This window comes from Catellatospora paridis (genome assembly GCF_009720365.1).
GTDB lineage: Bacteria > Actinomycetota > Actinomycetes > Mycobacteriales > Micromonosporaceae > Catellatospora > Catellatospora paridis.
The window spans coordinates 248,975-272,382 of sequence record NZ_ML769315.1; the positions used below are offsets into that span (position 1 = coordinate 248,975).

30 protein-coding genes are annotated in these 23,408 nt (G+C 72.7%); 15 read left to right on the forward strand and 15 right to left on the reverse strand.

The genetic code is table 11. The features are described from left to right. Positions 1-72: 72 nt before the first annotated feature. The 4 genes from F9C41_RS13955 to F9C41_RS13970 are packed head-to-tail and all read right to left on the reverse strand — an operon-like array spanning position 73 to position 2,654. On the reverse strand, positions 73-1,059 hold the full coding sequence (locus F9C41_RS13955; RefSeq protein ID WP_155387206.1) for an aldo/keto reductase: 987 nt from the start codon (positions 1,057-1,059) through the stop codon (positions 73-75). A 59-nt stretch (positions 1,060-1,118) separates the two neighbouring features. Continuing rightward, positions 1,119-1,679, reverse strand: a complete 561-nt coding sequence (locus F9C41_RS13960) for a GNAT family N-acetyltransferase (protein ID WP_155387207.1) — start codon at positions 1,677-1,679, stop codon at positions 1,119-1,121. 25 nt (positions 1,680-1,704) lie between these two features. After that, positions 1,705-1,890 carry a hypothetical protein gene (locus F9C41_RS13965; RefSeq protein WP_155387208.1) on the reverse strand — a complete coding sequence of 62 codons (186 nt, stop codon included), beginning with the start codon at positions 1,888-1,890 and terminating at the stop codon, positions 1,705-1,707. Positions 1,891-1,916: 26 nt separating this feature from the next. Beyond that, positions 1,917-2,654, reverse strand: coding sequence for a CBS domain-containing protein (locus F9C41_RS13970; protein WP_230689579.1), 738 nt, complete (start codon positions 2,652-2,654; stop codon positions 1,917-1,919). A 148-nt stretch (positions 2,655-2,802) separates the two neighbouring features. Between F9C41_RS13970 and F9C41_RS13975 the strand changes: the two genes are divergently transcribed. After that, positions 2,803-3,033: a DUF6158 family protein gene (locus F9C41_RS13975; RefSeq protein WP_230689580.1), complete on the forward strand. Its 231-nt coding sequence runs from the start codon at positions 2,803-2,805 to the stop codon at positions 3,031-3,033. Between the two features lie 83 nt (positions 3,034-3,116). Here F9C41_RS13975 and F9C41_RS13980 read toward each other — a convergent pair whose 3' ends face one another. After that, positions 3,117-3,308 (reverse strand): hypothetical protein, encoded by a 192-nt coding sequence (locus F9C41_RS13980; RefSeq protein ID WP_155387209.1) that lies wholly within the window; start codon positions 3,306-3,308, stop codon positions 3,117-3,119. A 165-nt stretch (positions 3,309-3,473) separates the two neighbouring features. Between F9C41_RS13980 and F9C41_RS13985 the strand changes: the two genes are divergently transcribed. Further along, complete coding sequence (locus tag F9C41_RS13985) at positions 3,474-4,262, forward strand: hypothetical protein (RefSeq protein WP_155387210.1); 789 nt, start codon at positions 3,474-3,476, stop codon at positions 4,260-4,262. Positions 4,263-4,503: 241 nt separating this feature from the next. Here F9C41_RS13985 and F9C41_RS41235 read toward each other — a convergent pair whose 3' ends face one another. The 4 genes from F9C41_RS41235 to F9C41_RS14000 all read right to left on the reverse strand — a co-directional run bounded on the left by F9C41_RS41235 (position 4,504) and on the right by F9C41_RS14000 (position 6,028). Further along, positions 4,504-4,698 carry a GNAT family N-acetyltransferase gene (locus tag F9C41_RS41235; protein ID WP_230689581.1) on the reverse strand — a complete coding sequence of 65 codons (195 nt, stop codon included), beginning with the start codon at positions 4,696-4,698 and terminating at the stop codon, positions 4,504-4,506. 3 nt (positions 4,699-4,701) lie between these two features. Further along, positions 4,702-4,983, reverse strand: a complete 282-nt coding sequence (locus F9C41_RS41240) for a hypothetical protein (RefSeq protein WP_230689582.1) — start codon at positions 4,981-4,983, stop codon at positions 4,702-4,704. A 65-nt stretch (positions 4,984-5,048) separates the two neighbouring features. Then, positions 5,049-5,294, reverse strand: a complete 246-nt coding sequence (locus F9C41_RS13995) for a DUF5522 domain-containing protein (RefSeq protein WP_155387211.1) — start codon at positions 5,292-5,294, stop codon at positions 5,049-5,051. Between the two features lie 167 nt (positions 5,295-5,461). Beyond that, positions 5,462-6,028, reverse strand: coding sequence for a GNAT family N-acetyltransferase (locus tag F9C41_RS14000; RefSeq protein WP_155387212.1), 567 nt, complete (start codon positions 6,026-6,028; stop codon positions 5,462-5,464). 143 nt (positions 6,029-6,171) lie between these two features. On the opposite strand from F9C41_RS14000, the gene F9C41_RS14005 reads away from it, so the two are divergent. Next, entirely contained in the window at positions 6,172-6,663 is a 492-nt protein-coding gene (locus tag F9C41_RS14005; protein ID WP_155387213.1) for a helix-turn-helix domain-containing protein, read from the forward strand. A 9-nt stretch (positions 6,664-6,672) separates the two neighbouring features. After that, positions 6,673-7,113, forward strand: coding sequence for a VOC family protein (locus F9C41_RS14010; protein WP_155387214.1), 441 nt, complete (start codon positions 6,673-6,675; stop codon positions 7,111-7,113). 76 nt (positions 7,114-7,189) lie between these two features. Here F9C41_RS14010 and F9C41_RS14015 read toward each other — a convergent pair whose 3' ends face one another. Next, the gene (locus tag F9C41_RS14015; RefSeq protein ID WP_155387215.1) at positions 7,190-7,513 is read right to left on the reverse strand and encodes a hypothetical protein; all 324 of its coding nucleotides are present in this window, start codon (positions 7,511-7,513) and stop codon (positions 7,190-7,192) included. A gap of 228 nt (positions 7,514-7,741) precedes the next feature. Between F9C41_RS14015 and F9C41_RS14020 the strand changes: the two genes are divergently transcribed. After that, complete coding sequence (locus tag F9C41_RS14020) at positions 7,742-8,500, forward strand: AfsR/SARP family transcriptional regulator (RefSeq protein ID WP_155387216.1); 759 nt, start codon at positions 7,742-7,744, stop codon at positions 8,498-8,500. A gap of 128 nt (positions 8,501-8,628) precedes the next feature. On the opposite strand, the gene F9C41_RS14025 is transcribed toward F9C41_RS14020, so the two are convergent. The 3 genes from F9C41_RS14025 to F9C41_RS14035 all read right to left on the reverse strand — a co-directional run bounded on the left by F9C41_RS14025 (position 8,629) and on the right by F9C41_RS14035 (position 11,985). Beyond that, entirely contained in the window at positions 8,629-9,240 is a 612-nt protein-coding gene (locus F9C41_RS14025) for a histidine phosphatase family protein (protein WP_155387217.1), read from the reverse strand. A gap of 78 nt (positions 9,241-9,318) precedes the next feature. Continuing rightward, the gene (locus F9C41_RS14030) at positions 9,319-10,590 is read right to left on the reverse strand and encodes an NAD(P)/FAD-dependent oxidoreductase (RefSeq protein WP_155387218.1); all 1,272 of its coding nucleotides are present in this window, start codon (positions 10,588-10,590) and stop codon (positions 9,319-9,321) included. A gap of 144 nt (positions 10,591-10,734) precedes the next feature. After that, positions 10,735-11,985, reverse strand: coding sequence for a chymotrypsin family serine protease (locus F9C41_RS14035; RefSeq protein ID WP_155387219.1), 1,251 nt, complete (start codon positions 11,983-11,985; stop codon positions 10,735-10,737). 260 nt (positions 11,986-12,245) lie between these two features. Between F9C41_RS14035 and F9C41_RS14040 the strand changes: the two genes are divergently transcribed. The 6 genes from F9C41_RS14040 to F9C41_RS14065 all read left to right on the forward strand — a co-directional run bounded on the left by F9C41_RS14040 (position 12,246) and on the right by F9C41_RS14065 (position 17,594). Further along, on the forward strand, positions 12,246-12,830 hold the full coding sequence (locus F9C41_RS14040) for a hypothetical protein (RefSeq protein WP_155387220.1): 585 nt from the start codon (positions 12,246-12,248) through the stop codon (positions 12,828-12,830). Further along, the gene (locus F9C41_RS14045; RefSeq protein ID WP_155387221.1) at positions 12,827-14,005 is read left to right on the forward strand and encodes a sensor histidine kinase; all 1,179 of its coding nucleotides are present in this window, start codon (positions 12,827-12,829) and stop codon (positions 14,003-14,005) included. The genes F9C41_RS14040 and F9C41_RS14045 overlap by 4 nt, the downstream gene beginning before the upstream one ends. 37 nt (positions 14,006-14,042) lie before the next feature. Next, a complete protein-coding gene (locus F9C41_RS14050) occupies positions 14,043-14,732 on the forward strand; it encodes a response regulator (RefSeq protein ID WP_155387222.1) in 690 nt (229 codons plus the stop codon). A gap of 95 nt (positions 14,733-14,827) precedes the next feature. Continuing rightward, positions 14,828-15,403 (forward strand): RNA polymerase sigma factor, encoded by a 576-nt coding sequence (locus tag F9C41_RS14055; protein WP_155387223.1) that lies wholly within the window; start codon positions 14,828-14,830, stop codon positions 15,401-15,403. After that, entirely contained in the window at positions 15,400-16,473 is a 1,074-nt protein-coding gene (locus F9C41_RS14060) for a hypothetical protein (protein ID WP_155387224.1), read from the forward strand. Before F9C41_RS14055 ends, F9C41_RS14060 begins: the two co-directional genes overlap by 4 nt. Before the next feature lie 221 nt (positions 16,474-16,694). Beyond that, the gene (locus F9C41_RS14065; RefSeq protein WP_155387225.1) at positions 16,695-17,594 is read left to right on the forward strand and encodes a dienelactone hydrolase family protein; all 900 of its coding nucleotides are present in this window, start codon (positions 16,695-16,697) and stop codon (positions 17,592-17,594) included. 13 nt (positions 17,595-17,607) lie between these two features. Here F9C41_RS14065 and polX read toward each other — a convergent pair whose 3' ends face one another. Continuing rightward, positions 17,608-19,335: a DNA polymerase/3'-5' exonuclease PolX gene (polX, locus tag F9C41_RS14070; protein ID WP_155387226.1), complete on the reverse strand. Its 1,728-nt coding sequence runs from the start codon at positions 19,333-19,335 to the stop codon at positions 17,608-17,610. A gap of 23 nt (positions 19,336-19,358) precedes the next feature. Here polX and F9C41_RS14075 point away from each other — a divergent pair, with 23 nt between their 5' ends. From F9C41_RS14075 to F9C41_RS14090, 4 genes are all read left to right on the forward strand, one after another. Next, positions 19,359-19,634 (forward strand): acylphosphatase, encoded by a 276-nt coding sequence (locus tag F9C41_RS14075; protein WP_196279760.1) that lies wholly within the window; start codon positions 19,359-19,361, stop codon positions 19,632-19,634. A 172-nt stretch (positions 19,635-19,806) separates the two neighbouring features. Beyond that, positions 19,807-20,472 carry a DUF3105 domain-containing protein gene (locus F9C41_RS14080; RefSeq protein WP_155387227.1) on the forward strand — a complete coding sequence of 222 codons (666 nt, stop codon included), beginning with the start codon at positions 19,807-19,809 and terminating at the stop codon, positions 20,470-20,472. Further along, positions 20,469-21,005, forward strand: a complete 537-nt coding sequence (gene def, locus F9C41_RS14085) for a peptide deformylase (protein WP_155387228.1) — start codon at positions 20,469-20,471, stop codon at positions 21,003-21,005. The genes F9C41_RS14080 and def overlap by 4 nt, the downstream gene beginning before the upstream one ends. A 122-nt stretch (positions 21,006-21,127) precedes the next feature. After that, a complete protein-coding gene (locus F9C41_RS14090; protein WP_155387229.1) occupies positions 21,128-21,991 on the forward strand; it encodes a sulfotransferase family protein in 864 nt (287 codons plus the stop codon). 74 nt (positions 21,992-22,065) lie between these two features. Here the strand turns inward: F9C41_RS14090 and F9C41_RS14095 are convergent, their stop codons facing one another. Continuing rightward, the gene (locus tag F9C41_RS14095; RefSeq protein ID WP_155387230.1) at positions 22,066-23,316 is read right to left on the reverse strand and encodes an ATP-grasp domain-containing protein; all 1,251 of its coding nucleotides are present in this window, start codon (positions 23,314-23,316) and stop codon (positions 22,066-22,068) included. Positions 23,317-23,408: the final 92 nt, after the last annotated feature.

The window sequence follows — 23,408 nt, forward strand, 5'->3', positions numbered from 1 at the left end:
GCAGCCGCCGTCGGAGGTTAGGAAGGGCACCTTCTTATACGCGGAGCGATAAGAAGGTGCCCTTCCTTCGAGCTACCAGCGGTGGTGGATCTGGGGGCGGATCAGGTCGTCGTAGACCTCGGTGACGACGCGGAGCTGGTCGGGCAGGAGTGCGGGCAGGTCGGCGGCGGCGGCGTTGGCGCGGGCCTGCTCCGGGTTGCGGGCGCCGGGGATGACCACGCTGACGCCGGGCTGGTCGATGATCCAGCGCAGCGCGAACTGGGCCATGGTCGCGCCGGCGGGCACCGCCGGAGCCAGGCGGCGCACCGCGGCCAGGCCGGTGGCGAAGTCGACGCCGGAGAAGGTCTCGCCGACGTCGAACGCCTCGCCGTGGCGGTTGTAGGTGCGGTGGTCGTCGGCCGAGAACGTGGTGTGCTCGTCGTAGCGCCCCGACAGCAGGCCGCTGGCCAGCGGGACCCGGGCGATGATGCCCACGCCGGCGGCCGCGGCGGCGGGCAGCACCCGCTCCAGCGGCTTGAGCCGCAGCGCATTGAAGATGATCTGGACGGACGCCACGTTCGGCCGGGCGATCGCGGTCAGCGCCTGGTCGCAGGTCTCCACGCTGACGCCGTACGCCGCGATGCGCTTCTCCTGCACCAGCGTGTCCAGCGCGTCGTAGACGGCCTCGTCGGAGTAGACCTCGGTCGGCGGGCAGTGCAGCTGGACCAGGTCCAGCGTGTCCACGCCCAGGTTGGCCCGGGACCGGTCGTTCCAGGCCCGGAAGTTGTCCATGCGGTAGTTGGCCGGTTCCTGGGCGACCCGGCGACCCATCTTGGTGGCCACGGTGATGCCGTGGCCGGGGCCGCGCTCGCGCAGGAACCTGCCGATCAGGGTCTCGCTACGGCCGTCGCCGTACACGTCGGCGGTGTCGATGAAGTTCACGCCCGCGTCGACCGCGGTCGCGAGCACGGCCAGGGCATCGTCCTCACTGACGCTGCCCCAGTCCGCGCCGAGCTGCCATGCGCCGAGCCCGACCACGCTCACGTTCCGGCCTGTCCGGCCGAGGATTCGCTGCTGCACCTCGACAGCCTACGGCGACCGGCGGCGGCCGCCCCCGGCGCGCCACCGCGGCGGCCGCGTCACAGGTCCCGGTGCATCACGATGCAGTCGCGCCCGGCCTGGAGGTCCGGGCGGCGGTCGATCTCGGTGTAGCCGAGCCGGGTCCAGAACGCGAGCGCGGCCGGGTTGTTCACCAGCACGGCCAGCCGCACCCCGCGCCGGCCCGCCCGGCGCAGCCGGTCGTGGACCTCCTCCGCCACCGCGCGGCCCAGCCCGCGACCCGTGCGCCGGGCGTCGACCATCAGCAGCCCGATCCACGGAAACCCGTCGACCGGGTGCGCGTCCAACAGCGCCACCACACCGGCGAGCGGCGCGCCCGCGTCACCTCCGGCGGCATCCGCCTCGTCCCGGCGGGTCGGACCGCCGGAGCCGGGCACGCGGGCGAGGAACACCCCGACGCCGGGCATCGCCAGTTCCTCGGTCAACGCGCCGGCGACCTCGGTCGGGCTCACCGACTCCGGTTCCGGGCCGAAATCGCCGCTGAGGCGGTGGAAGGCGGCATTGCCGGCGTAGAGCTCCGCGAGCTCGGCCAGCACGGGCGAGCCCGGAGCGATGTCGCCGGGCAGCAGCGGGATCAACACCGACCGAGGGTACGCCCGTGGCTGGTCAGCCCTGGTCGTGGCGGTTGCGCCGCGCCGGGTTGTTCGCCTTCTCGATGGCGCGCACCAGCTCGACCTTGGTCATCTGCCAGCGCCCGGTGATGTTCAGCTTCTTCGCCATGCCGAGCAGCTGGTCCTTGGTCTGGTTCGACTGGTATCGCAGCTTGCTGCGCATCTCCCGTTGGATCGGCATCGGGCCTCCCGCTAGTTCGATCCTGCCTACTCGATCCCCAGCGTGCCGTCGCGGGGACGCTCGGGTCCGTCCACCTCGGCGTTGAACTCGTAGCGCCGGTTGAGGTGGCCGGTGTCGTCGTACTCGAAGGTCAGCGAGTTGACCACGTCGATCACGCCCGGCACGCCGCGCACCAGGCGCTCGGCGATCTGGGCCGAGCTGCGCCGGCCGGTGCCGCCGGTCAGCGTGACCACGCCCTCGTCGACGGTCGCGTCGATCTCGGGCGGTTGCACGAAGAGCATGCCCTGGATGATGTCGTGCACCACGTCGTGCCGGATGGCCTCGTCCGAGCGGCGGTACGTGCGCAGCAGGTCGCGCCGCGACACGATGCCCACCAGCATGCCCTCGGCGTCCACCACCGGCAGCCGCTTGAGGTGCTCGTCCTCCATGATCCGGGCGGCCGCGACGACGGAGGCGCCGGGCGCGACGGTGATCACCGGGCTGGTCATCAGATCCTCGGCCTGGTCGCCCTCGGCCTTGGCCCGCACCACGGCGCGCCGCCGGCGCTCGAACAGGTGCCGCTGCGGCTCCTCGCCGGACAGGGCCAGCTTGTGCAGCAGGTCGGCCTCGGAGACGATGCCGACCACCACGCCGCCGGGGTCGAGCACGGGCACGGAGCTGATCCCGTGCTCGGCCAGCCGGTCGATGATCTCCTTGTACGGCGTCGCGGTGCCCACACTGATCACCGGTGCGGACATCACCTCCCGCACGGTCCGCACCGTCATCGGCGTACCCCCTCGTTCGGCCGGTGTGACCCACCCGCGCAGGCCAGACTGGAGAGGTAGCCACCGCGGCCGGTGGGTATGTGCCCACTGTGATCGTACCGAGCCGGACGTGCCCGTCCGGCCCGGTTGACCCACCCGGAGGTGCATGATGAGGTCCGACGTGGCCGACCGCAGCGGCATACCGGCCGCCGCGCTGAGCAACCACGAGCTGTCCCGCGAGCTGGCGTCGCTGCACCGTACGCGGCACGACACGTTCGTGCACGGTTCGGACAGCGCGCTGGCCAACCATGATCAGCGCAGCCGCGAGCTGGAGCTGGAGTACCTGCGGCGGTTCCCCGAACGCGATCCCGATCCGCGGCGGCTGCGCCCCGTCGGCTGACGACGGCGGGCCCGGCCGGCCACGCTCATCACCGAAACGGACGAATCCGTCTCTTTCGGATGACGGATGAGTGTCCGATCAGGTCAGTGGCCGGTGAAGAGCACCTTCACCCGGTGCTGGCCGTGCTGCACCCCGGCCCCGGCGGTCAGCCGACCGGCGAGGGTGTCGGCGGCGTCACGCGAATCGGCGGTGTGCTCGGCATCGCGCTGCTCCGGCCAGCGCAGCTCGTCGCGTCCACCACCATTCGGGTCAAGCGGACGAACGCGGCTGACCACGACAATCCACTTGCCTGCGGCCGCCTTTCGCCTCCTCCACCAGAACATCTCTGCCTCCGTATCCCGCGTGCGCCGAGTGCCCACCGTACCGTGGCGCGTTTAACGGAACAGCCCTCGGTTGCGGGGTACGTTTGAAGAACGACCGACCTCACTGGGGAGGGCAAGGTGACAGGCCTTTTCGCTTCGATAGGCGTCGACCTCGCCCGGGAAGACCTGCGGCAGTTCACGATGTCGATCGTCACCGCGGGCGTCGCGGTGACCCTGTCCCGCCGTTTCTGCGACCACATATGGACCGACGCCTCCGGAGCCCGGGTGGTCGCCCGTGCCCGCTGGGGCCGCATCCACCACATGCAGCCCTCACTGGCCGGCGGCGCAGTGGCGGTGGCCTGCGAGAACATCCGGCTCATCGACGACCGCACCGCGGTCATGGACCTGCTCGACGAGACCGACGGCGGCCTCGTCTGCCCGGTGGCCGTGCACCTGGAGGACCACACCGCGCTGCACGTCGCCGGCGGCGGGCTCGCCCGTGGCCAGGTAACCCTGTCCGCCCTGGCCGAGACCGTCGAGCTGCCGCCCGGTGACGAAGCCGCCCCGGCCGCCACCTGCGGCCTGGTCTGCGACGACCTGGTCCGCCCCGGCCTGGCCGAACCCGGCTGGACGCCCACCGCCCGGGCCCGCCTGCACGGCACGGTCCGCCTGGCCGAACTGCGCACCAACACCCTCACCGGCGAGCCGTTCCACTGGCTGCGCCTGCGCGTGCACCCCCACATCGACATCGACGTCGCGGCCCCCGCCTCGACCCTGCCCGCCAGCCCCTCCCCCGGCGCCCCCCTCCGCGCCACCGCCACCCTCACCGGCCGCCTTGACCTGCAACCCGACACCTTGAAGAAAGGAAGGGCCTCATCGGCTCGTGGCAGCGAGACGAGCGACAGCTCCACACATCGCTCCGCGTAGCGGAAAAACGCCTTCCACCGGCTGACCCTCCGGGGCCCCGGCGTACACAGTCCGGGACCTGTCTCACCATGCAGAGACAGGTCCCGCCTGACGCCTGAAGGTCGTGCCCAGCGTGGTTGCGCACGTCCGGGGACCTCGTGGGACCCGGGCGCGGCGCGGCTGAGATCTGGCGCCATCATCACACCCGGCGGTTACCGGCGCGTCCCCCGTCCGACCATGTGCGGACCGGCTTCGGGCCAGGTCACCGCCGCCCGGCGGCCCATCGCAGCGCGGTGTGCGAGACCGGCGCGAAGCCCAGCTCCCGGTAGAGCGGCTCGCCGTCGGCCGTCGCCCGCAGATCGACCGTCGACACCCCGCGCTCGGCGAACCAGTCCAGCACCGCGGTCATGCAGGCCCGGGAGAAACCCCTGCGGCGGTACGCCGCGTCCGTCACCACGTTCTACACGTACCCGGTCCGCCCCGACGGGTTCGCCGGACCGCCCAGCCGCAGGTCGACGGCGCCCACCGCACACGCGGCCAGGCCCACCCCGTCCGGCGCGTCCACCACGTACGCCGCCATCGTCGGCTCCGGCTCCGCCAGCCGCGCCCGCAACATCGCCAGCGCCTCCTGCTGCCAAGGCCCCGGCTCGACCGGTTGCCCCGCCATCGCGCCGAGCATCACCGCCCGCAGCCTGACCAGCTCCGCCGCGTCCCCCGCCACCGCTCGCCGCGTCTCGATCACGACCCGCAGGCTAGCCGAGATGTCGTACCGTGTCCGTCCCCGCCCATTCGGCCCTGCCCGCCGGATCAGGTCACGTACGGGCAGTGGCGGCAGCCCCGGGTGCAGCAGAACCCACGCTTGGCGAGGAACCCGGCGCTGAGCACGAACAGGCCGGAGGACGGGTCGAGGTAGCCCGGGGTGCCGTCGCGCAGCGCCTCGGCGTGCCGGGCCAGGATCTCGGCACGGTCCGGGTGGTCCTCGCCGAGCCGGGACGGATGCGGTTCGTCCAGCTCACGCGGTGCCAGCGGCCATCGTTGCCGGGGTTCGGACATCCGGCGACGATATCGTGCGGCACGCGGCGCATCGACGCTTGGTGACGTCGCCGACACCATGACCGTCATCGGCGCTCGCGGCCAGGCTCAGCGCGCAGGCGACGAACCCGCGGTCAGGCACGGGCCGCCGGTCAGGCACGGGCCGCCGGTCAGGCACGGGCCGCCGGTCAGGGCGCGGCCGGGCCCGGTTCGTCGGCGGCCAGGCGGGCGAACAGCAGCATGTCGCGGCGAATCCCGCCCAGCTCCATCCAGCTGCGCAGCAGGCCCTCCCGCCGGAACCCGGCGCGCTCGGCGGTGCGCACCGAGGCGGTGTTCCACGGCTCGATGTGCAGGTGCACCCGCGGAATCGCGAGGTCGGTCAGCGCAAAGCAGGCCACTGCCGCCAGCGCGTGCCCGGCCGCGCCGCGTCCGCGGCCCGAGGGCGCGATCCAGTAGCCCGTTGCGGCCCGGCCCTCGGCCAGCTCGGTGACCCACAGCCCGATCTGGCCGACTGCCCGGTCCTCGGCACGGTCGACGATCGCCAGGGAGTATCCGACGCCCTCCCGCGCCCGGTCGTGCTGGCGCTGCACGAACGCCAGCCCGTCGGCCTCGCTGTACGGCACCGGCACCGAGCTGATCACCGGGATGTACGGATCCGCGGCGGCCTCCTCGATGAGCGGCAGGTCGCCGGCCCCGAACGGGCGCAGCAGGAACGGTCCCGCGTCGAGTTCGGGGATCACCAGTCCGTCGGTCATCGCGCGAGTCTGCCACTTTCACCGGTCCGCCGCGGAGCACCCGGACCGCGCCCTGCGACCGCCGGCTGTTCGGCGGAGGGACCGGTCGGCCGGCCGGGTGATCGGACCCGGATTCGTCGGTGGGCGGGCCTAGGCTCGGATGCATGGCGAGGGTGTCCCGGCCGGTGGCGGTGGAGCTGCTGCCCCACCTGCGGCGGGCGCGCGATCACATCGACCGCCACTACGCCGAGGCGGTCGACCTGGACCGGCTGGCCCGGGTGGCAGGTGTGTCCAAGTTCCACTTCGTGCGCAGCTTCGAGGCGACGTACGGGGAGACGCCGATCCGCTACCTCACCCGGCGACGCATCGAGCGGGCCCAGGACCTGTTGCGCCTGGCCAACCTGACCGTGACCGAAGTGTGCATGATCGTCGGCTTCGCCAGCCTCGGCTCGTTCTCCACCCGGTTCAGGGCGCTGACCGGCGAGACGCCGACGGCATACCGCGATCGCTGGGCGGCCCGGGGCGGCCCGCACGTGCCCGGCTGCTTCCTGTTCATGCGCGGCGTGCTCGACCTCGGCGGCACCACCGGGCACCCCAAGGCGGGTGCCGCAGAGCGCGCAATCTCGGAGAAGCCGCAGCTCAGCACCGAGTCCTAGGCTGGAGACATGATCACAAACATCTCGCTGGTCACCGTGTACTGCCTCGACCAGGACAAGGCCCGCGACTTCTACGTGGACGGGCTCGGCTTCGAGGCCGGGGCCGACATCACCATGGGCGAGGGTTTCCGCTGGGTGACCGTCCGGCACCCGAGCCAGCCCGAACTGCAGGTCACCCTGATGACGCCCGGCCCGCCGCTGGACGCCGACGCCGCCGACTTCATCCGCCGCCAGCTGGAGAAGGGTGCGATGGGCGGCCTCGGTCTGAGCGTCGACGACTGCCGCAAGACGTTCGAGGAGCTCAGCGCCAAGGGCGTGGTGTTCCTGCAGGAGCCGGCCGACCGCCCGTACGGCGTCGAGGCGGTCATGCGCGACAACTCCGGCAACTGGCTGGTCCTCGTCGAGGAGAAGCAGTGGACCCCGGAGGACTTCGACTACCCCCGCGACTGACCCTCGGTCCGCCGGACACGAAGGATGCCCTGCCCACCCGGGAGGGCATCCTTCCACTTTCTCGACAGGCCCGGTCCTAGCAGTACCGGGCCACGCCGGCCTCCCACCCCTCACCGAAGCCCGCCTCATAACCCTGGGCGAACTTCCAATTGTCGAACTGGCGGCTGGCGTAGGAGCGCTGGCAGTCTTCCTTCGCGTCCTTGAAGCCGTCGCGGTAGCCCTGCCGGTAGCCGTCGCGCCACGGATCGGCGACCGGCTGGTCCTGCGTCGCCACCGTGGTAGACGGTGCCGCGGACACCGGTCCGGAGGACGCCTGCGCGGCGGTGGCCGGCGCGGACACCGCCAGGGCGGCCACTATCGCGGCGGTGCCGAACAGAACTGACACCTTTCGGGTACGCATGGGGTCTTCCTCCCTCGGTCGGTGATCATCTGTGCGATCGATTCATTCTGTGGCGGGCACCGTCACCCGGACGTGACGCCGGCGTGACGAGCCGCCCGGACAGATCGGGCATCCGGCCTGCACCGGCATGGTCCGGACCGTAGGCTGCTCGTGGGTGATAACGACACCCCGTTCCTTTCCCGAGGCTGTGCGGTGGGCGCCGCAGCCGGGCCGGCGAGACGAGTGGTGATGTCCCTTCCTCGGGCGCAGGATCGCGGTGCGGCACCCGCGGCACATCTCTCGCTGCTCGGTGGTTTCGAGCTGACCGTGCACGGCGACCCCGTGCCGGTGTCGGGCGGGTCGGCGCGCCTGCTGGCGTTCGTGGCGATGCGCTGCCGTGCCGCGGTGCCGCGTGCCCTGGTGGCGCAGACCCTGTGGCCCGCCGCGCCGGAACGGTGCGCCTACGCGAACCTGCGTTCGGCGCTGTCCCGGCTGCCCCGGGCCTCCCGGGACGCGCTCGACGTCCATCCCGACGAGATCCACCTGGCCAGGCACGTCAGCGTGGATCTGCACCGCGCCCGGCGGACGGCATACCGCGCGCTCGACCCGGCCGTGGCCGTGCACGACGTCGGGCTGGATCCGGAGACCATGAAGGACCTCTCGACCGATCTCCTGCCCGGCTGGTACGACGACTGGGTCCTGCTGGAGGCCGACAACTGGCGGCAACTGCGGCTGGGCGCGCTGGAGGCGGTGGCGGTCGGGCTCATCGAGGTGGGACGGTTCGCCGAGGCGCAGGTGGCCGCACTGACCGCGGTCCGCGACGACCCGCTCCGGGAGACGGGCCACTCCATCCTGATCCGAGCCCACCTGGCCGCGGGCAACCGCGGCGAGGCACTGCGCGATCTGGACCGGTACGAGCGGCACCTGCACAACGATCTCGGGCTGGAGCCGACGCCCGAGCTCCGACGGCTCGTCGCCGAGCTGGTGCGCGCCGTCACGCCGCGGTGAACCGCCACCGCGAGGACGCCGGCACCGGCAGGGGTTAAAGACTTGCGGCCTCGACTGCCCTGGACGGCCGCAACTCTTTAAGAGTTGCGAACAGGGGTGGGGCGCGGCGGCCGGACCCTCGCCGTGGGTCAGGCGCTGAAGCGGTGCAGGGTCCAGCGGGTGGGTGGCGAGGTGGCCGGGTCTCCGTCAGCGGTCCACTCGGTGACCGAACCCGGGGCGACCACCGTGTCGAAGGCCCGCAGCAGCGGCTGCATCCCCAGCACGTGGAACGAGCTGTTGACGGTCTCACTGTGGCCGACCAGCACCACCGTCTGGCCCGCGTGCCGGTACGCGATGTCCATGATCGCCCGCCCGGTCCGCACCACCAGCTCCGCCCAGCTCTCGTTCTCCCGCTGGAACGGCCGGTGCACACCCCCGCCGGGCAGCTCCGCGGTCTTGAGCACGGCGAGCGGCCGCCCATCGGCGTACGCCGGATAGTGCCAGGTGCACAGCCCGCAGTCGGTTTCCGCGTCGACGCCCAGCGCCGTCGCGATCGGAGCCGCCGTCTGGATCGCCCGCCGCAGCACCGACGAGTACACCGCGACCGGCCCCGACACCTCCGCCGCCAGCCGCCACGCGACCGCCGCCGCCTGCTCCTGTCCCAGCGCCGTGAGCCCCCGGCACCCCGCCCGCCCGCCGACGAACCTCTCGACCGAGTGCACCGACTCCCCATGCCGCACGAAGATCAGCCGCGTCCGCATCGGACCGATGCTACGTCCACCCATCGATCATGAAGTTGTGCCCACGACACGCCGCCCACCCGTGCCATAAGTTCATGATCAACCAGCGAGGGTCTCGGACAGGGGGACGGCGGGGTCGGTGAGGCGGGCGGGGTCGGCGGGGGTGCCGGCGAAGCCGGCTTTGACCAGGGCGTTGAGGTCGTCCTGGACGTCCCAGATGTTGATGTTCATCGCGGCCACGACGCGGTCGTCGTCGGTTAGCCAGAAGGCGATGACCTCGGGGGCCTTGCCGTCGCGGACGGTGGGGTCGCCACGGAAGACGACGCGGGCGTAGTCGCCCGGACCCGCCCAGCCGCAGTACTCCATGCCCAGGTCGTACTGGTCGGTGAAGAAGTACGGCACCTGCGCGTACGACACCTCCTGCCCGAGCATCGCCTTGCCCGCCGCCTTGCCGCCGGCCCGCGCGTTGGCCCAGTGCTCGGTGCGCAGGTGCTTGCCTACCAGCGGGTTCATGGTCGAGGCCACGTCCCCGCAGGCGTAGATGTGCGGATCCGAGGTGCGCAGGCCCGCGTCGGTGACGACGCCGTCGTCGACGTCCAGTCCCGCCTGCTCGGCCAGCTCGGTGGCGGGCCGGATGCCGACCCCGACCGCCACCAGGTCGGCGGCCAGCTCGGTGCCGTCGTCCAGCAGCGCGCTGCGCACCGCCCCGTCCAGATCGCCGAACGAGCGCACCCCGGACTCGAACCGGAACTCGACCCCGTTCGCCTCGTGCAGCGCCCGGAACAGCGCGGCCAGCTCGTCGCCGAGCACATGCCGCAGCGGGGCACGCTCGTTCGACACGACGGTGACGGAGCAGCCGTAGCCCCGGGCCGCGGCCGCGATCTCCAGACCGATCCACCCCGAGCCGACGACCAGGACCTGGGGCCGCGAATCGGTGGTCAGCGCCTGCCGCAGCGCCGCCGAGTCGGGGTAGGCGCGCAGGTAGCGGATCCCGCTCGCGTCGGCGCCGGGCACGTCGAGGGTACGCACGACCGAACCCGTGGCCAGGAGCAGTTTGTCGTACGCGAACTGCTCGTCTCCGTCCAGCGTCACCGTGCGGGCCTCCGGGTGCACCGCCACCACGCGGCGGCCGAGCATCAGCTCGATGTCCTGCTCGGCATACCACTCGCGCGGGTGCACGTACGCCTTCTCGCGCGGGTCCTTGCCCTGCAGGAAGCCCTTGGACAGCGGAGGGCGCTCGTAGGGCACCTCGTCCTCCTGCCCGATCAGCAGCACGCGGCCGGTGAAGCCCTCGGCCCGCAGCGCCTCGGCGGCCCTGGCCCCGGCCAGCGACGCACCGACGATGACGAATACCTGCTCGTCCGCACTCATGCCGTCCAGCCTTGCGCATCGAGGCCTGCCGGTCCACGGAAACGCCGCAGTCGTCCGGAAAACGCCCGGCGGGCGGGCGCACCAGCCGCCCGCCCGTTGGTGAAGCCCGGCGCCGCACGGGGGTGGCGGCGCCGGGCGGTCAGGTCACGACGTGACCAGGCTCGCCTGCTGGGCGATGAGCACCCAGCTGATGTCCACCCAGGCCACCACGTTGCCGCAGCCCGTGCCGAACGAGCCGCAGGGCACCGGAGTCGTGCCGCCCACGATCTGACCCGCGGCGCGGACCTTGGAGAAATCGGCCGTGAGCGTGAACACCGGGCCGCCGCTGTCACCGGGGCCGGCCGCGGCCCGCCCGGAGACCTCGTTGCCCAGCGAGACCACGTCCACGAAGGCGAACCCGGCCAGCACCAGCTGGTTGATCCGGTTGGTGCGGATGTTGCAGTGCACGCCGGTGAACCCGCCCGAGGTGCAGACGAACTGCCCCGGGAAGTTGCTGACCGCGCCGACCACCGGCTTGGAGAACTCCCCCACACCGACACCGCCGTCGTAGATGCGCGCACCGGATCTGGTGCGGATGAACAGCGAGTCGCTGAGCCGCCGCGCGGGCGCGGGCTCCGAGAGGCCGATGAGCTCCCCGGTCGGGTCCGTGAAGTTCAGCCCGCCGCCGGGCATGCAGTGCTCGGCGGTGAGGATGCCGCGGGCCGTCTCCCACCACAGGAAGTAGCGCGCCACCGCGAAGCCGGTGCTGCACCCGCCCGCGCCGGCGAACTGCCCGCGCAGCTGCGCCCCACCCCACCACGGCGCGAAGTCGTTCGCCCGGCTGTACGGCTGGATCTGCTCCTCGTCCTTGACGACGGTGGCCGCCACGGCGAACTCGTACTTGCCGGCCGCCTCGGGGTTGCTGGTCGCCACCTCCAGACCGCTGCCGTCGGGCAGCGGCCCGACCCGGGTCAGCCCCGGGTACGCCTCCGCCCGCTCTATCACCGCCGCGGCGGACTCGACGAGCTCGCGCTGCGTGTACTTCGACTCGCCGAGGGCGATCCGGATGCCGAGTTCGGACTCCGCGCGGGCGATCTCCTCGCGGACCTCGGCCGGCGCCTCGCCCTTCCACCACAGCTCCAGGGTCCGCTCCTCGACCTGCAGCCGCACCCCGCCCAGACCCGGGAACTTCGCGTCCAGGTCGGTGAAGCGCTGCGCCGCCTCGACCAGCGGCAGCTGCGCAGCCATGATCTCGGCGGCGGCGTTCGACCCGTCCTTCGGGTCCTCGCTGGTCCAGGCCGGCTTGTCCTCCTCGTACGCGGCCGCGGCGGGTGTTGCCGCGACCACCCCCCACACCGCCACCAGTGCCAGCACACCCAGTGCCGTGCGGCGTCTCCGCTGCCCGCTGCTGCGCATCGTTTCCTCCCTCGTGTCCGCCGCCGGTGCTCGGCGACTCACTCAGGCTGCGGTAATCCGGGTCGCACGGCGTCGGCCGAGGATCGGAACCAGGTCGTACGCCTACAGTCGTACCCGGACGGTCCGATCCCACCCGAGGTGGACCCGCGCCGCCCGCCGGAACGCGGAAAGGCGACAGCCGAACCGATCGACCTGCGCAGACACCGGGGCTACTCTGCTGACACCCTTCCGCAGGCACCCTCCCTCCCCAGGAGCAGACCATGTGCATCGGCACCTCCGTCCACGCCGACATCCGGGTGTCCGTCCAGGACAGATCCGCGCCCGACCGGGTCTCCGGCCACCTCGCCGCGGGCATCCTGGTCGACGCGGACGCCGTGCTCGTGCCCCGCCCATCCCCCGAACTGCTCGACCCGTCGCGCGACCTGGAGATCGTCGTGTTCCCGACGGACCTCGCCGAGCACACCCCGGTCGACGTGCTGACCGGCTGGAAGTGGAGCCGCTTCGCCCTGCGCGGGCAGGAGAAGCAGCCCACCGCCGCCGTCGCCAAGCTGGCCCACCACGCCACCTACGGCGCGCAGATCGGCGAGGTGGACAGTGGCGAGCTGGCCCGGCTCACCGCCGAGCTGGACGGCGACCTGTGGGCGGCGCTGACCCGGCTGGAGGCGGTGCCGCCCGGCATCGGCGAGATCGACCCGGCGCTGCTGGCCCGGCTCGGCGAGGTCGAGCGCGCGCAGCGGGTGCCACGCCGGGCCGAGCACACGTTCGACTCGTACGAGGCGATGACCGACGGGTTCTGCATCTTCTTCTGCTTCTGCCACCCCCACCACCCGCGGAGCAAGCCGTGACGTGGTGGCGACGGGCGCAGGACACGGCGCTGGCCCTGGCCGTGTGGCTGCTCGACACGGCCCTGTTCTCCACGGCCGGGGCCGATCTCGGCGCGGCCCGCGGCGGCCGGTCCGCGCTGCTCATCGCCGGATACGTCGCGCTGGGCGCGGTGGCGCTGATCTGGCGGCGGCGCGCCCCGGTCGCGGTGTTCGCCTGGCTCTGGCTGCACGCCGTGGTCGGCAGCGTGTTCGTCGCCGGTTACCTGCCGACGCTGCCGCTGATGGTGGCCGTGTACACGGTCGGGGCCCACCTGTCCCGCCGCCAGGCCTGGCTGATCGCCCCGGCGCTGGTGCCGTACGGCGTGCTCGCCGCCAACGGCGCGTGGCTCGAACCGCCGTCGCGCCAGGCGGCCACCTTCGTCGGGCTGCTGCTGGCGTTCAGCCTGCTGGTGGGCGGCGTGTGGGCGCTGGGCCGGTGGGCCGGCGCCAGCCGGCGGCGGCTGGCCGCGGCCGAGCAGCAGCGGGTCGCCTCAGCCCACGCGGCGGTCGCCGCCGAGCGGGCGCGCATCTCGCGCGAGCTGCACGACATCGTCGCGCACACGGTGACGGTGATGATGCTGCAGGCGAGCGGGGCCGGCCGGATCATGGCCACCCGTCCCGAGCAGGCCCGCACCGCGCTCAGCCAGATCGAGGAGCTGGGCGGGCAGGCGATGGCGGAACTGCGCCGGATGCTGGCCGTGCTGGCGGCGGACGGCGCCGCCGAGCCCGCCGCGCAGCCCGGCCTCGGCGACCTGGACGAGCTGCTGGTGCGGATGCGGTCCGCCGGCATGCCGGTGGACCTGGTGGTGGAGGGCGAGCCGCGGCAGCTGGATCCGTCCGTGGGACTGGCCGCCTACCGCACCGTGCAGGAGGCGCTGACGAACATCGCCAAGCACAAGGGCGGCGACGTGCCCGCCGTGGTGCGCCTGGTCTGGGCCGACGAACTGCTGGTCAAGGTCACCGACACGGGCGCGGCCGAGCTGCCGCGTTCCCCGCTGTCCACCGGGCACGGCCTGCTGGGCCTGCGGGAACGGGTCGCCGTCGCGGGCGGCAGGCTGGACGCCGGGCCCACCGGCGACGGTGGCTTCGAGGTCTCGGCGGCGCTGCCGGCCCAGGCGACCCGGGGCGGCCGACTTCCGGTCGGCGGGGCGCGATGAGCACGTCGGGCCGGCGACCGCGGACGGGTGGGCGGCGATGACCTTGCGAGTGCTGCTCGTCGACGACCAGCCGCTGGTCCGTGCCGGGATCGCGATGCTGCTGGCGGCCGAGCCGGACGTGGAGGTCGTCGGCGAGTGCGGCGACGGCGCCGACGCGGTGGCCCAGGCCTTGGCGCTGCGGCCGGACGTGGTGCTGATGGACGTGCGCATGGCCGGCATGGACGGGGTGGAGGCGACCCGGCGCATCACCGCCGACGGCTTCACGGGCGACCCGGACCGGCCGGTCAAGGTCGTCATCCTGACCACCTACCACGTCGACGAGACGGTGTACGCGGCCCTGCGCGCGGGCGCGTCCGGCTTCCTGCTCAAGGACGCGGTGCCCGCCGAGCTGACGCTCGCGGTGCGGGCGGTGGCGGCCGGGGAGGCCTGGCTCGACCCGGCGGTGGCCCGGGCCCTGCTGGACGAGTTCACCGCCCGGCCCGGACAGCAGGCACCCACCCCGGCCCGGATGCGCGGGCTGACCGACCGCGAGCGCGAGGTCCTGGTGCTCGCGGCGTACGGGCTGTCCAACACGGAGATCGCGGCGTCGCTGGTCATCGGCGAGGCCACGGTGAAGACGCACCTGGGCAGGGTGCTGATGAAACTCGGCGTGCGCGACCGCACCCAGGCCGTGGTCGCCGCCTACCAGCACGGTCTGGTCGAACCCGGCTCCCGCACCCGCTCCTGAATCGGGCCCGGGACGGCGCGGATCCGTACTCTCGGCGTACCCGCCACCGCGAGAGGAGCCGGGAACATGGGCGGTGCCTGCGGGCAAGTACTGGCATGACCGTGACGACCCAGCACGACCCACCGGCCGGAGCCGACCCACCGGCTGCCGAGCCGCCGCCGGACCCAGCCGACCTCGGCGCGATGTTCGACGCGTACGCCCGCGACCTGCTGCGCTACGCCGGTCAGCGGGTCGGCGAGCAGGTCGCCGAGGACGTCGTGGCGCAGACCTTCCTGATCGCGTACGAGCAGCGCCACCGCTACGACGGCACCCGCGGCGCGATGCTGCCCTGGCTGTACGGCATCTGCGGCAACCTGCTGCGCCGCCACCACCGCACCGAGGTCCGGGCGCTGCGCGCCGTGGCCGCGACCCACGCCGCTGACGAGGTCGCGCCGGACGCCCGCTCCGCGGAGCGCGTCGACGCGCAGCGCGCCGTGGCCCGCGTCGCGACCGCGCTGGCCAAGCTGCCCCGCCGCCAGCGCGAGGTGCTGCTGCTGTTCGCCGTCGCCGAGCTGGAGTACGCCGAGATCGCGCTGGCGCTCGGGATCCCACTGGGCTCCGTGCAGTCGGCTCTGCACCGCGCCCGTACGAAGATCAAATCTGCGCTCTCCGCCACCGGAGGTTCCCGATGACCCGCACCGACCCCGACCTCACCGCGGTACGTGACCTGCCCGCCGGCTCACCCGGCCCGTCCGACGAGTCCGTCGCCCGCACCTGGTACCTGCTCAACGCCCGCCAAGCCGCGGCGCGGGGCCGCGCTCCCCGCAGGCTGGCCCGCTGGCTCGTCCCGGTCGCCGCGAGTCTGACGGTGACGGTCGTCGCGCTCGGCGCGGTGACGGTCGGCGGCGTCGGCGGCCACCGGTTCGCCACCCCGAGCATCGCCCTGGTGAAGGCCTCCCACCAGCCACTGCCCGCCGTACGCGGCACGGACCCCGCACTGTCACGGACGACTCCGGAGGCGGTCGCGGCGCTGGACGAGCTCGCCCGCACCGCCGCGCACGCCCGGGCCGTCGACCTGCGTCCCGGCCAGCTGGTGCACGTGCTCACCGAGGGCTGGGCCGCCGACCTCACCGGCGGCTGGACCGGGACGCTGGAGTTCCAGCCCCGTGAGTCGTGGCTGGACCCGCAGGGCATGATCCCGCTGAAGCTGCTCAACGGTGACGAGAACATGTTCGAGAGCATGTTCGCCGACCACGAGGGCAACCTGGAGCACGCCCGCGCCTTCCTGCGCGACAACGGTCCGAGCATCGTGTCGCCGACCCCGCAATGGCTGGCCCAGCTGCCGACCGACCCGCCGGCACTGCTGGCCCTGCTGCGCGCCGACCTGGACGACGGCGGGGCGTGGACTGCGGACCACCAGCTCTGGGACGCCATGGCCCAGCTCTACATGAGCTGCGACATCCTGCTCAGCCCGCAGCTGCGGGCCGCGCTGCTGCGCTCGTTCCAGGGCATGGACGGGCTGACCGCCGGCACGGTCATGATCGACGACATCGAGCTGGTGGCGATCCGCCAGACCGACGGCGTCTCGGCGGACGAGATCCTGTTCGATCCGGTCACGGCTTGGGCCGTCGGCCGGCGCAGCGTGAACCTCGACGACCGGCTGCGGCTGACCCCGCCCAAGGTCGGGCCGAAGTTCGATCCGCTGGTCAGCTACCACGCCACCTGGCGGCAGAGCATCGTCGGCAGCGTCGACGAACGCTGATCCTTCGACACGGCGAGGCCCGGTCCCGAGGCGCGACACCGCCCGGACCGGGCCTCTCGCCGCACTCGGCGGCCCCGGTCCTGGATGCCGCCGGGGCCGGGCCTGTCCCGTCATGGCAACGCCCCGGCCGCTGGTCGGCGACCACCGTCGCCGGCCGGTGGGCATGTACCGGTCGTGCCCGGCTCCCGCGCCCTCGCCGGTCGAGGGAGTATGAATGAGACATGTCTGAGTTGGGCGAGTACCTGTCGAGTGAGGTCGTCGTCGACTACGCCGACGGCCTGATCTCCCGCCGCGAGGCGTTGCGCCGCCTGGGCCTGCTCGGCGTCGGCGCGGCGGTGGCGGCTCCCTTGCTGGCCGCGTGCGACGCGCAGCGCGACACCGCCACGCCCCCGCAGGCCGCGCCGACCCCCGCGATCACCGGCCCGGCGGGCCCGAGCCCGCTGCCCACCGAGCCGATCACGTTCCCCGGCCCCAGCGGGCAGCTGCAGGGCCGCTGGGCCGCCGCGGCCACACCGAAAGGCTCCGTGCTCGTCGTCCACGAGAACAAGGGCCTGACCGACCACATCGCCTCGATCGCCGGGCGGCTGGCCGCCGCGGGCTGGTCCGCACTCGCGATCGACCTGCTCTCCGAGGAGGGCGGCACGGCGAAGTTCACCGACCCCGCCCAGGCCACCGCCGCGCTGAACGCCGCTCCGCCCGCGCGGTTCATCGCCGACATGAAGGCCGGCATCGACGAGCTGCTGCGGCGCAACCCCGGGCACACCGTCGGCGCGATGGGCTTCTGCTTCGGCGGCGGCATGGTCTGGTCCCTGCTGGCCGCGGGCGAACCACGCCTGCACGCCGCGGCGCCGTTCTACGGACCGTTCCCCGCGAACGCGTCGCTGGCGGGCTCTCCCGACGCCGCGGTGCTGGGCGTGTACGCCCAACTCGACGACCGGGTCAACGCCACGCGCGACGCCGCCCGCGAGGCCCTGAGCAAGGCCGGCCTGACCTTCGAGATCGTCACCTACCCCGATGTCAACCACGCGTTCTTCAACGACACCGGCGCCCGCTACAACGCCCCCGCCGCCGCCCAGGCCTGGACCAAACTCACCACCTGGTTCACCCAACACCTGACCTGACCCCGCCAGGCGGTCACGCCGCGCGGCGCTTGGCGGCGACGAACGCCTTCAGCCTGGTCAGCGTCCAGGTGTTGATCACGTCGGCCGGGGTCAGCCAGCCGCGCTGGGCGATCGCGATGCCGAAGCGCAGCATGTCCAGGTGCACCGTGGAGTGCGAGTCCGTGTTGATCGCGAACTTCACCCCCCGCTCGCGCGCCCGCATGATCAGCTCGTCCGGCAGGTCGAGCCGGTCCGGGAACGCGTTCACCTCCATCGCGGTGCCGGTCCCGGCAGCCGCGTCGAACACCGCGTCCCAGTCCGGCTCGACCGGCTTGCGCCGCCCGATCAGCCGCGTCGTCGGATGCCCGATGATGTTGACGTACGGGTTCTCGCACGCCTTCACGAACCGGTTCGTCAACTCCGCCGGAGTCTGCGTGAAGTGCGAGTGGACCGACGCGACGCAGATGTCGAACCCGGCCAGGAAGTCGGCGTCCCAGTCCACCCCGCCGTCGGGGTCGATGTTCAGCTCGCTGCCGTGCAGCAGCGCCATCTTCCCGTCACCGGCCAGTGCCCGCAGCTTCTTGCGCTGGGCGAGCATCTTCGCGTCGGTCATCCGCTGCATCGGCATGTCCTTGGCGTGGTCGGTGACCGCGTAGTAGCGGTAGCCGCGGGCCCGCGCGGCGGCCAGCATCTCCTCCAGCGTGGACACGCCGTCGGTGAGGTTGGTGTGGGTGTGCAGGTCACCGCGGATGTCGGCCTCGGTGACGAGCTGCGGCAGGGTCCCGTTGCGGGCGGCGGCCACCTCGCCCCGGTCCTCGCGCAGGGTCGGCGCGATCCAGGGCAGGCCGAGCCGCTCGTACACCTCCTCCTCGGTCTCCGACACCAGCAACGTGTCGTCCTCGGCGCGGAACAGCCCGTACTCGGAAAGCTTGAGGCCCTTGCGCACGGCGATCTCGCGGACCCGGATGTTGTGCTCCTTGGAGCCGGTGAAGTACTGCAGCGCCGCGCCCCACGACTCCGGCGGCACCACCCGCAGGTCGACCTGGAGCCCGCCGGTGGTGCGGATCGAAGTCTTCGCCGGGCCGCCCGCGATGACCTCGCCGACCAGCGGCAGCTCCGCGAACGCCGCCATGATCGGCTTGGACTCGCGGGAGGCGACCAGGATGTCCACGTCGCCGACGCTGTCCCGGCCGCGCCGCAGCGACCCGGCGTACGTGCACTTCTCGGAGCCGGGCAGCGCCGACAGGGCCGCGATCACCTCGTCGGCGACCTCCAGCGCCGTGGAGACCAGCACCCGGCCGCCGCTGTGCCGCAGCACCTCGATGCCGTGCAGGATGTTCGCCGCGGTCTTCGCGCCGAACCCGCGCAGCCCCGCCAGCCGCCCCGCCTCGATCGCGTGGACCAGCTCGTCCATCGAGGAGATGCCCAGCTCGCGGTGCAGGGTCATGGCCTTGGCCGGGCCCAGGCCGGGGATCGCGATCAGCTCGCGCACCCCGGCGGGCACCTTGGCCCGCAGCTGCTCCAGCGCCTCCATCCGGCCGGAGGACAGGAACTCGACGATCTTCTCGGCGGTGGACTTGCCGACACCGGGGATCTGCTCCAGACCCTTCAGGTCGAGCGTCGCCACGTCGGTGGCGTGACCGGCCACGCCGCGGGCCGCCTTCTCGTAGGTGCGGGCCCGGAAGGCGTCACCGCCGGTGATCGAGATGAGATCGGCGTACTCCTGCAGTGCCGCCGCGACGACCTCGTTTGGCCGGGCCATGCCGTCCAGTCTACGGTTGTCGCATGATCCGCAGGCGCGTTGTGGTCTCCGGCGAGGTGCAGGGCGTCTATTACCGCGACTCGTGCCGGCAGCAGGCACAGGCCGCCGGTGTCGCCGGGTGGGTGCGCAACCGGCCCGACCGCACGGTCGAGGCTGTCTTCGAGGGCACGCCCGACGGCGTGGACCGCCTCGTCTCCTGGACCAAGCACGGCCCCGAGCTCGCCATCGTCGACGGCGTCGCGGTCTTCGAGGAGACCCCCGAGGGCCTGTCCGGCTTCGACATCCGCTCCACCGCCTGACCTGCACAACCCGCACCGCGAGGTGAGGAAGGTGCCCTTCCGCTACCTATGGCGACAAGAAGGTGCCCTTCCCATCGCACAGGGCGGTGACGGCATGCGTACGGGCTGTCGGCGGGCTGTCGGGCGTCGATAGGATCACCCCGGCGAATCGAGTTCCTGGGGAGGCCACGCCATGGTGGATTACACGAGCACGCCGCCGCGCAAGCCGGGCGTGCCGGTCTGGGTGTGGATCGCGGGTGGCCTGGCGCTGCTGCTCTGCTGCTGCCTGGGGCTGGGCGGCGCGCTGTACTACTACCTGCACCCCGGCGCCGCGGAACCGGTCGCGGTCGCGCCGACGGGGACCTGGCAGCAGCAGCTCGCGGGGATCGACGGCGTGCGCAACTACCTGGCCGACGGCCCGCTGAGCCAGGACCACGCCCAGGGCGGGGTGGCCTACCCGCAGCAGCCCCCGATCGGCGGGCAGCACAACGGCACCTGGCAGAACTGCTCCGGCGCCGTGTACGACGAGCCGATCGCCAGCGAGCGGGCCGTGCACAGCCTCGAACACGGCGCGGTGTGGATCACCTACCGCCCCGGCATCGCCGACGACGAGGTCCGGGCGCTGGCGGCGAAGGTGTCCGGACGTGACTACCTGATGCTGAGCCCGTTCACCGGCCAGGATGCGCCGATCTCGCTGCAGGCCTGGGGATACCAGCTCAAGGTCGAGAGCGCCGACGACCCGCGCATCGACTTCTTCGTCAACGCCGCTCGCCAGAACGCCGGGCCCGAGATCGGCGCACCCTGCTCGGGCGGCACCCGCCAGACCGGAGAGCTGCCCCCCGCGGGAACCGCGGCATGAGCGAGCGGGCCGTCCGGGCCGGGGTCGCCCGGGACATCACGCTGTACGGCACACCGGTGCTGCACCGGCCGACGGCTCCGGTCACCGATTTCGGGCCGGACCTGCACAAGCTGGTCGCCGACATGTTCGCCAGCATGTACGCCGCCAACGGGGTGGGCCTGGCCGCCAACCAGATCGGCGTAGGCCTGCGCGTGTTCGTGATGGACTGCCCCGATCCGGGCAACGGCGCCAACGTGGTGGCCCACGTGGTCAACCCGGTCCTGGAACTCCCTGCGCCGCCGCGCGAGCTGGAGGTCTCCGGTGAGGGCTGCCTGTCCGTGCCAGGACAGCGCGGCGACGTGGCGCGCACCGCGGTCGCCGTGGTGACCGGGGTGGACATGCACGGCGAGCCGGTGCGTATCGAGGGCGCCGGGCTGGTCGCGCGCTGCCTGCAGCACGAGACCGACCACCTGGACGGCATGGTCTACGTGGACCGGCTCACCGCCAAGGAGCGCAAGAGGATCCTGAACGCCGCCGGGCTGCCGCTCGACTGATCGACGGCGCATCCACGTTCTTGACAGTGCTGGCCCTTCCTGAATAGATGTATTTATTGTTAACGCAGCGATCAAGCCGCGTCGACACAACGTCTCATCAGGACTTTGTCAGGAGTGAACCGGTGCTTCGTGCGTATTTCGCGCGCCACAAATCAGCGTCGACCTGGGCCAGATCCATCCTGCACGAGGCGGCGTTCGCGCTGGACCTCAAGGTCGCCACGATCCACGTGCCGGAGCAGTGGGCGCCGCACGACACCCTCGGCGACTATGTGCGCGCCACCCGCCCCGACCTCCTGATCATGACGAACGCGAAGCCGGAATGGGTGGACACGCTGCCCGAGCACCGGGGGTTCCACCTCATCCGCGACCCCCGCGACATCGTGGTCTCCGGCTACTTCAGCCACCTCAACAGCCACCCCGAGGTGGTCGGCGGGGTGCCCTGGCCCGAGCTGGTCGCGCACCGGCGCAACCTGCGCACCCTCGACGAGGCCGGCGGGCTGCTGGCCGAGGTCGAGTTCAGCGCCATGTTCCTGGACCCGATGGCGCAGTGGGACTACACCCGGCCCGGCGTGCTCGAGGTGCGCATGGAGGACGCCATCACCGACCCGGTGAAGTCCTGGACCGCCATCCTCGGCCACCTGGACCTGCTCACCCCCGACGGCTCCGGGCCGGAGCAGGCGCGTATGGCCGCGGTGCGCTGGAACGTCGCCGCCCGCCGGGGCACCCCGCGCTGGCTGGCCTATCCGCGCCATGTGCTGCCCCGGCTGCCGCTGCGCCGGCTGCCCGGCGCGTACGTGACCAGCGCCTGCGAGCGGTTCTCGTTCAGCCGCCTGGCCAAGGGCCGCGAGCGCGGGCAGGAGGACGTGCACAGCCACTACCGTCGCGGGGTCGCCGGCGACTGGCGCAACCACTTCACCGACGCGCACCTCACGGCGTTCCGGACCCGCTACGGCGACCTCGTGGAGCGCCTCGGCTACGAATGGTGACGCTCGTGTCCCGGGCCGGGCGTCTGCTGCCCGCCCCGGGGCGGTGAGCTTGCCGCACTGCGTCCGCGGCGACGTCAGCCGTGGTCGGCCGGCGGGAGGCCGTTGATGCGCAGGGCGGCGCCCGCGGCGTCGAGCGCCCGCTCGCACTCGCGCGGCGTCGCGGCCACCGCGGTGGCGTACGCGACCCGGCCGTTGACCGTGCCCGCCGGCGGCGGCGAGCGCCGGTCGCCGGGCTCGGCCAGCAGGGCCAGCTCGTCCACGGCCGACGGCAACCCGGCCCGGTCGAAGTCCAGCGTCTCGACGACGGTGTCGGGCTGCGCCGGGTAGAAGAAGCGCACCGCCGCCACCAGCTTGCGGTCCGGCGCGACGACCGGCGGGCGACCGCAGGCCACCGCGGCGGCGGCCAGCGCGACGTCGACGCCGGTGGCACGCAGCCCCAGGTAGGGGATCATGTCGCCGCCGAGCCGCCCGTTCACCTCGATGATCCGTGGCCCGCGCGAGGACAGCTTGATCTCGGTATGGGTGACCCCGTCCCGGAAGCCGAGCGCCGTGTGCGCGTCCTGCAGCAGCCGCACCAGCTGCGGATCATGCAGCAGCGGGTCGTCGCCGTGCACGTAGTGCCCGATCTCGATGCAGTACGGCGGGTGCCCGATCTCCTTGCGGGCCAGGCACAGCGGGGTGACCTCGCCGTGGTGCACCGCCGCGTCGACGCTGATCTCCTCGCCGTCGACGTACTCCTCGAGCAGCACCTGGGGCCGCCACTCGGGCAGCGCGCCGTGGCGCACCGCGCTGGTGAACTCGTATGCCGCGGCCAGCTCCTCGGGCCCCGCCACCTTGATCACGCCGACGCTGAGCGCCAGGTCGCTGGGCTTGAGGATCACCGGGTAGCCGATCCGGGCGGCCTCGGCGAACGCCTGCGACAGCGAGCCCACCGGCACCGACGCGGGCTGGGCCACCTGGGCAGCGGCCAGCGCCCGGCGGGTCAGCAGCTTGTCCCGGCAGCGGGCGGTCACGGCGGGGTCGCCGGGCAGCCCCAGCGCCACGGCCAGCTCCGCGGTCTGCGGCGTGCGCGCCTCGTCCCAGGTGAACACGCCCGCGACCGGCCCGTCGGGCAGCCGCAGCGCGGCCTCGGTCATCGCCTTCACATCGAGCAGGCCACCGAGCTCGGTGGCGCCCGCGACGTACGCCAGCTCCCAGGTGGGCGCGACCCCGGTGAACAGGTGCACCCGGTAGGCCGGAGCCAGCGAACGCAGCAGGTATTCCCGGAACTCGCGCTTGCCGGTGCGGACCATCAGCAGCAGCGGCCGGTCGTCGTGGACGGTCATGCTCTCCCTCTCGACCCCGTTGCCATGTGTCCGACATGCGGGATCGGCACGAACAGCCTCACGCGCCGATCCCGCCATGTCAACACCCGTGC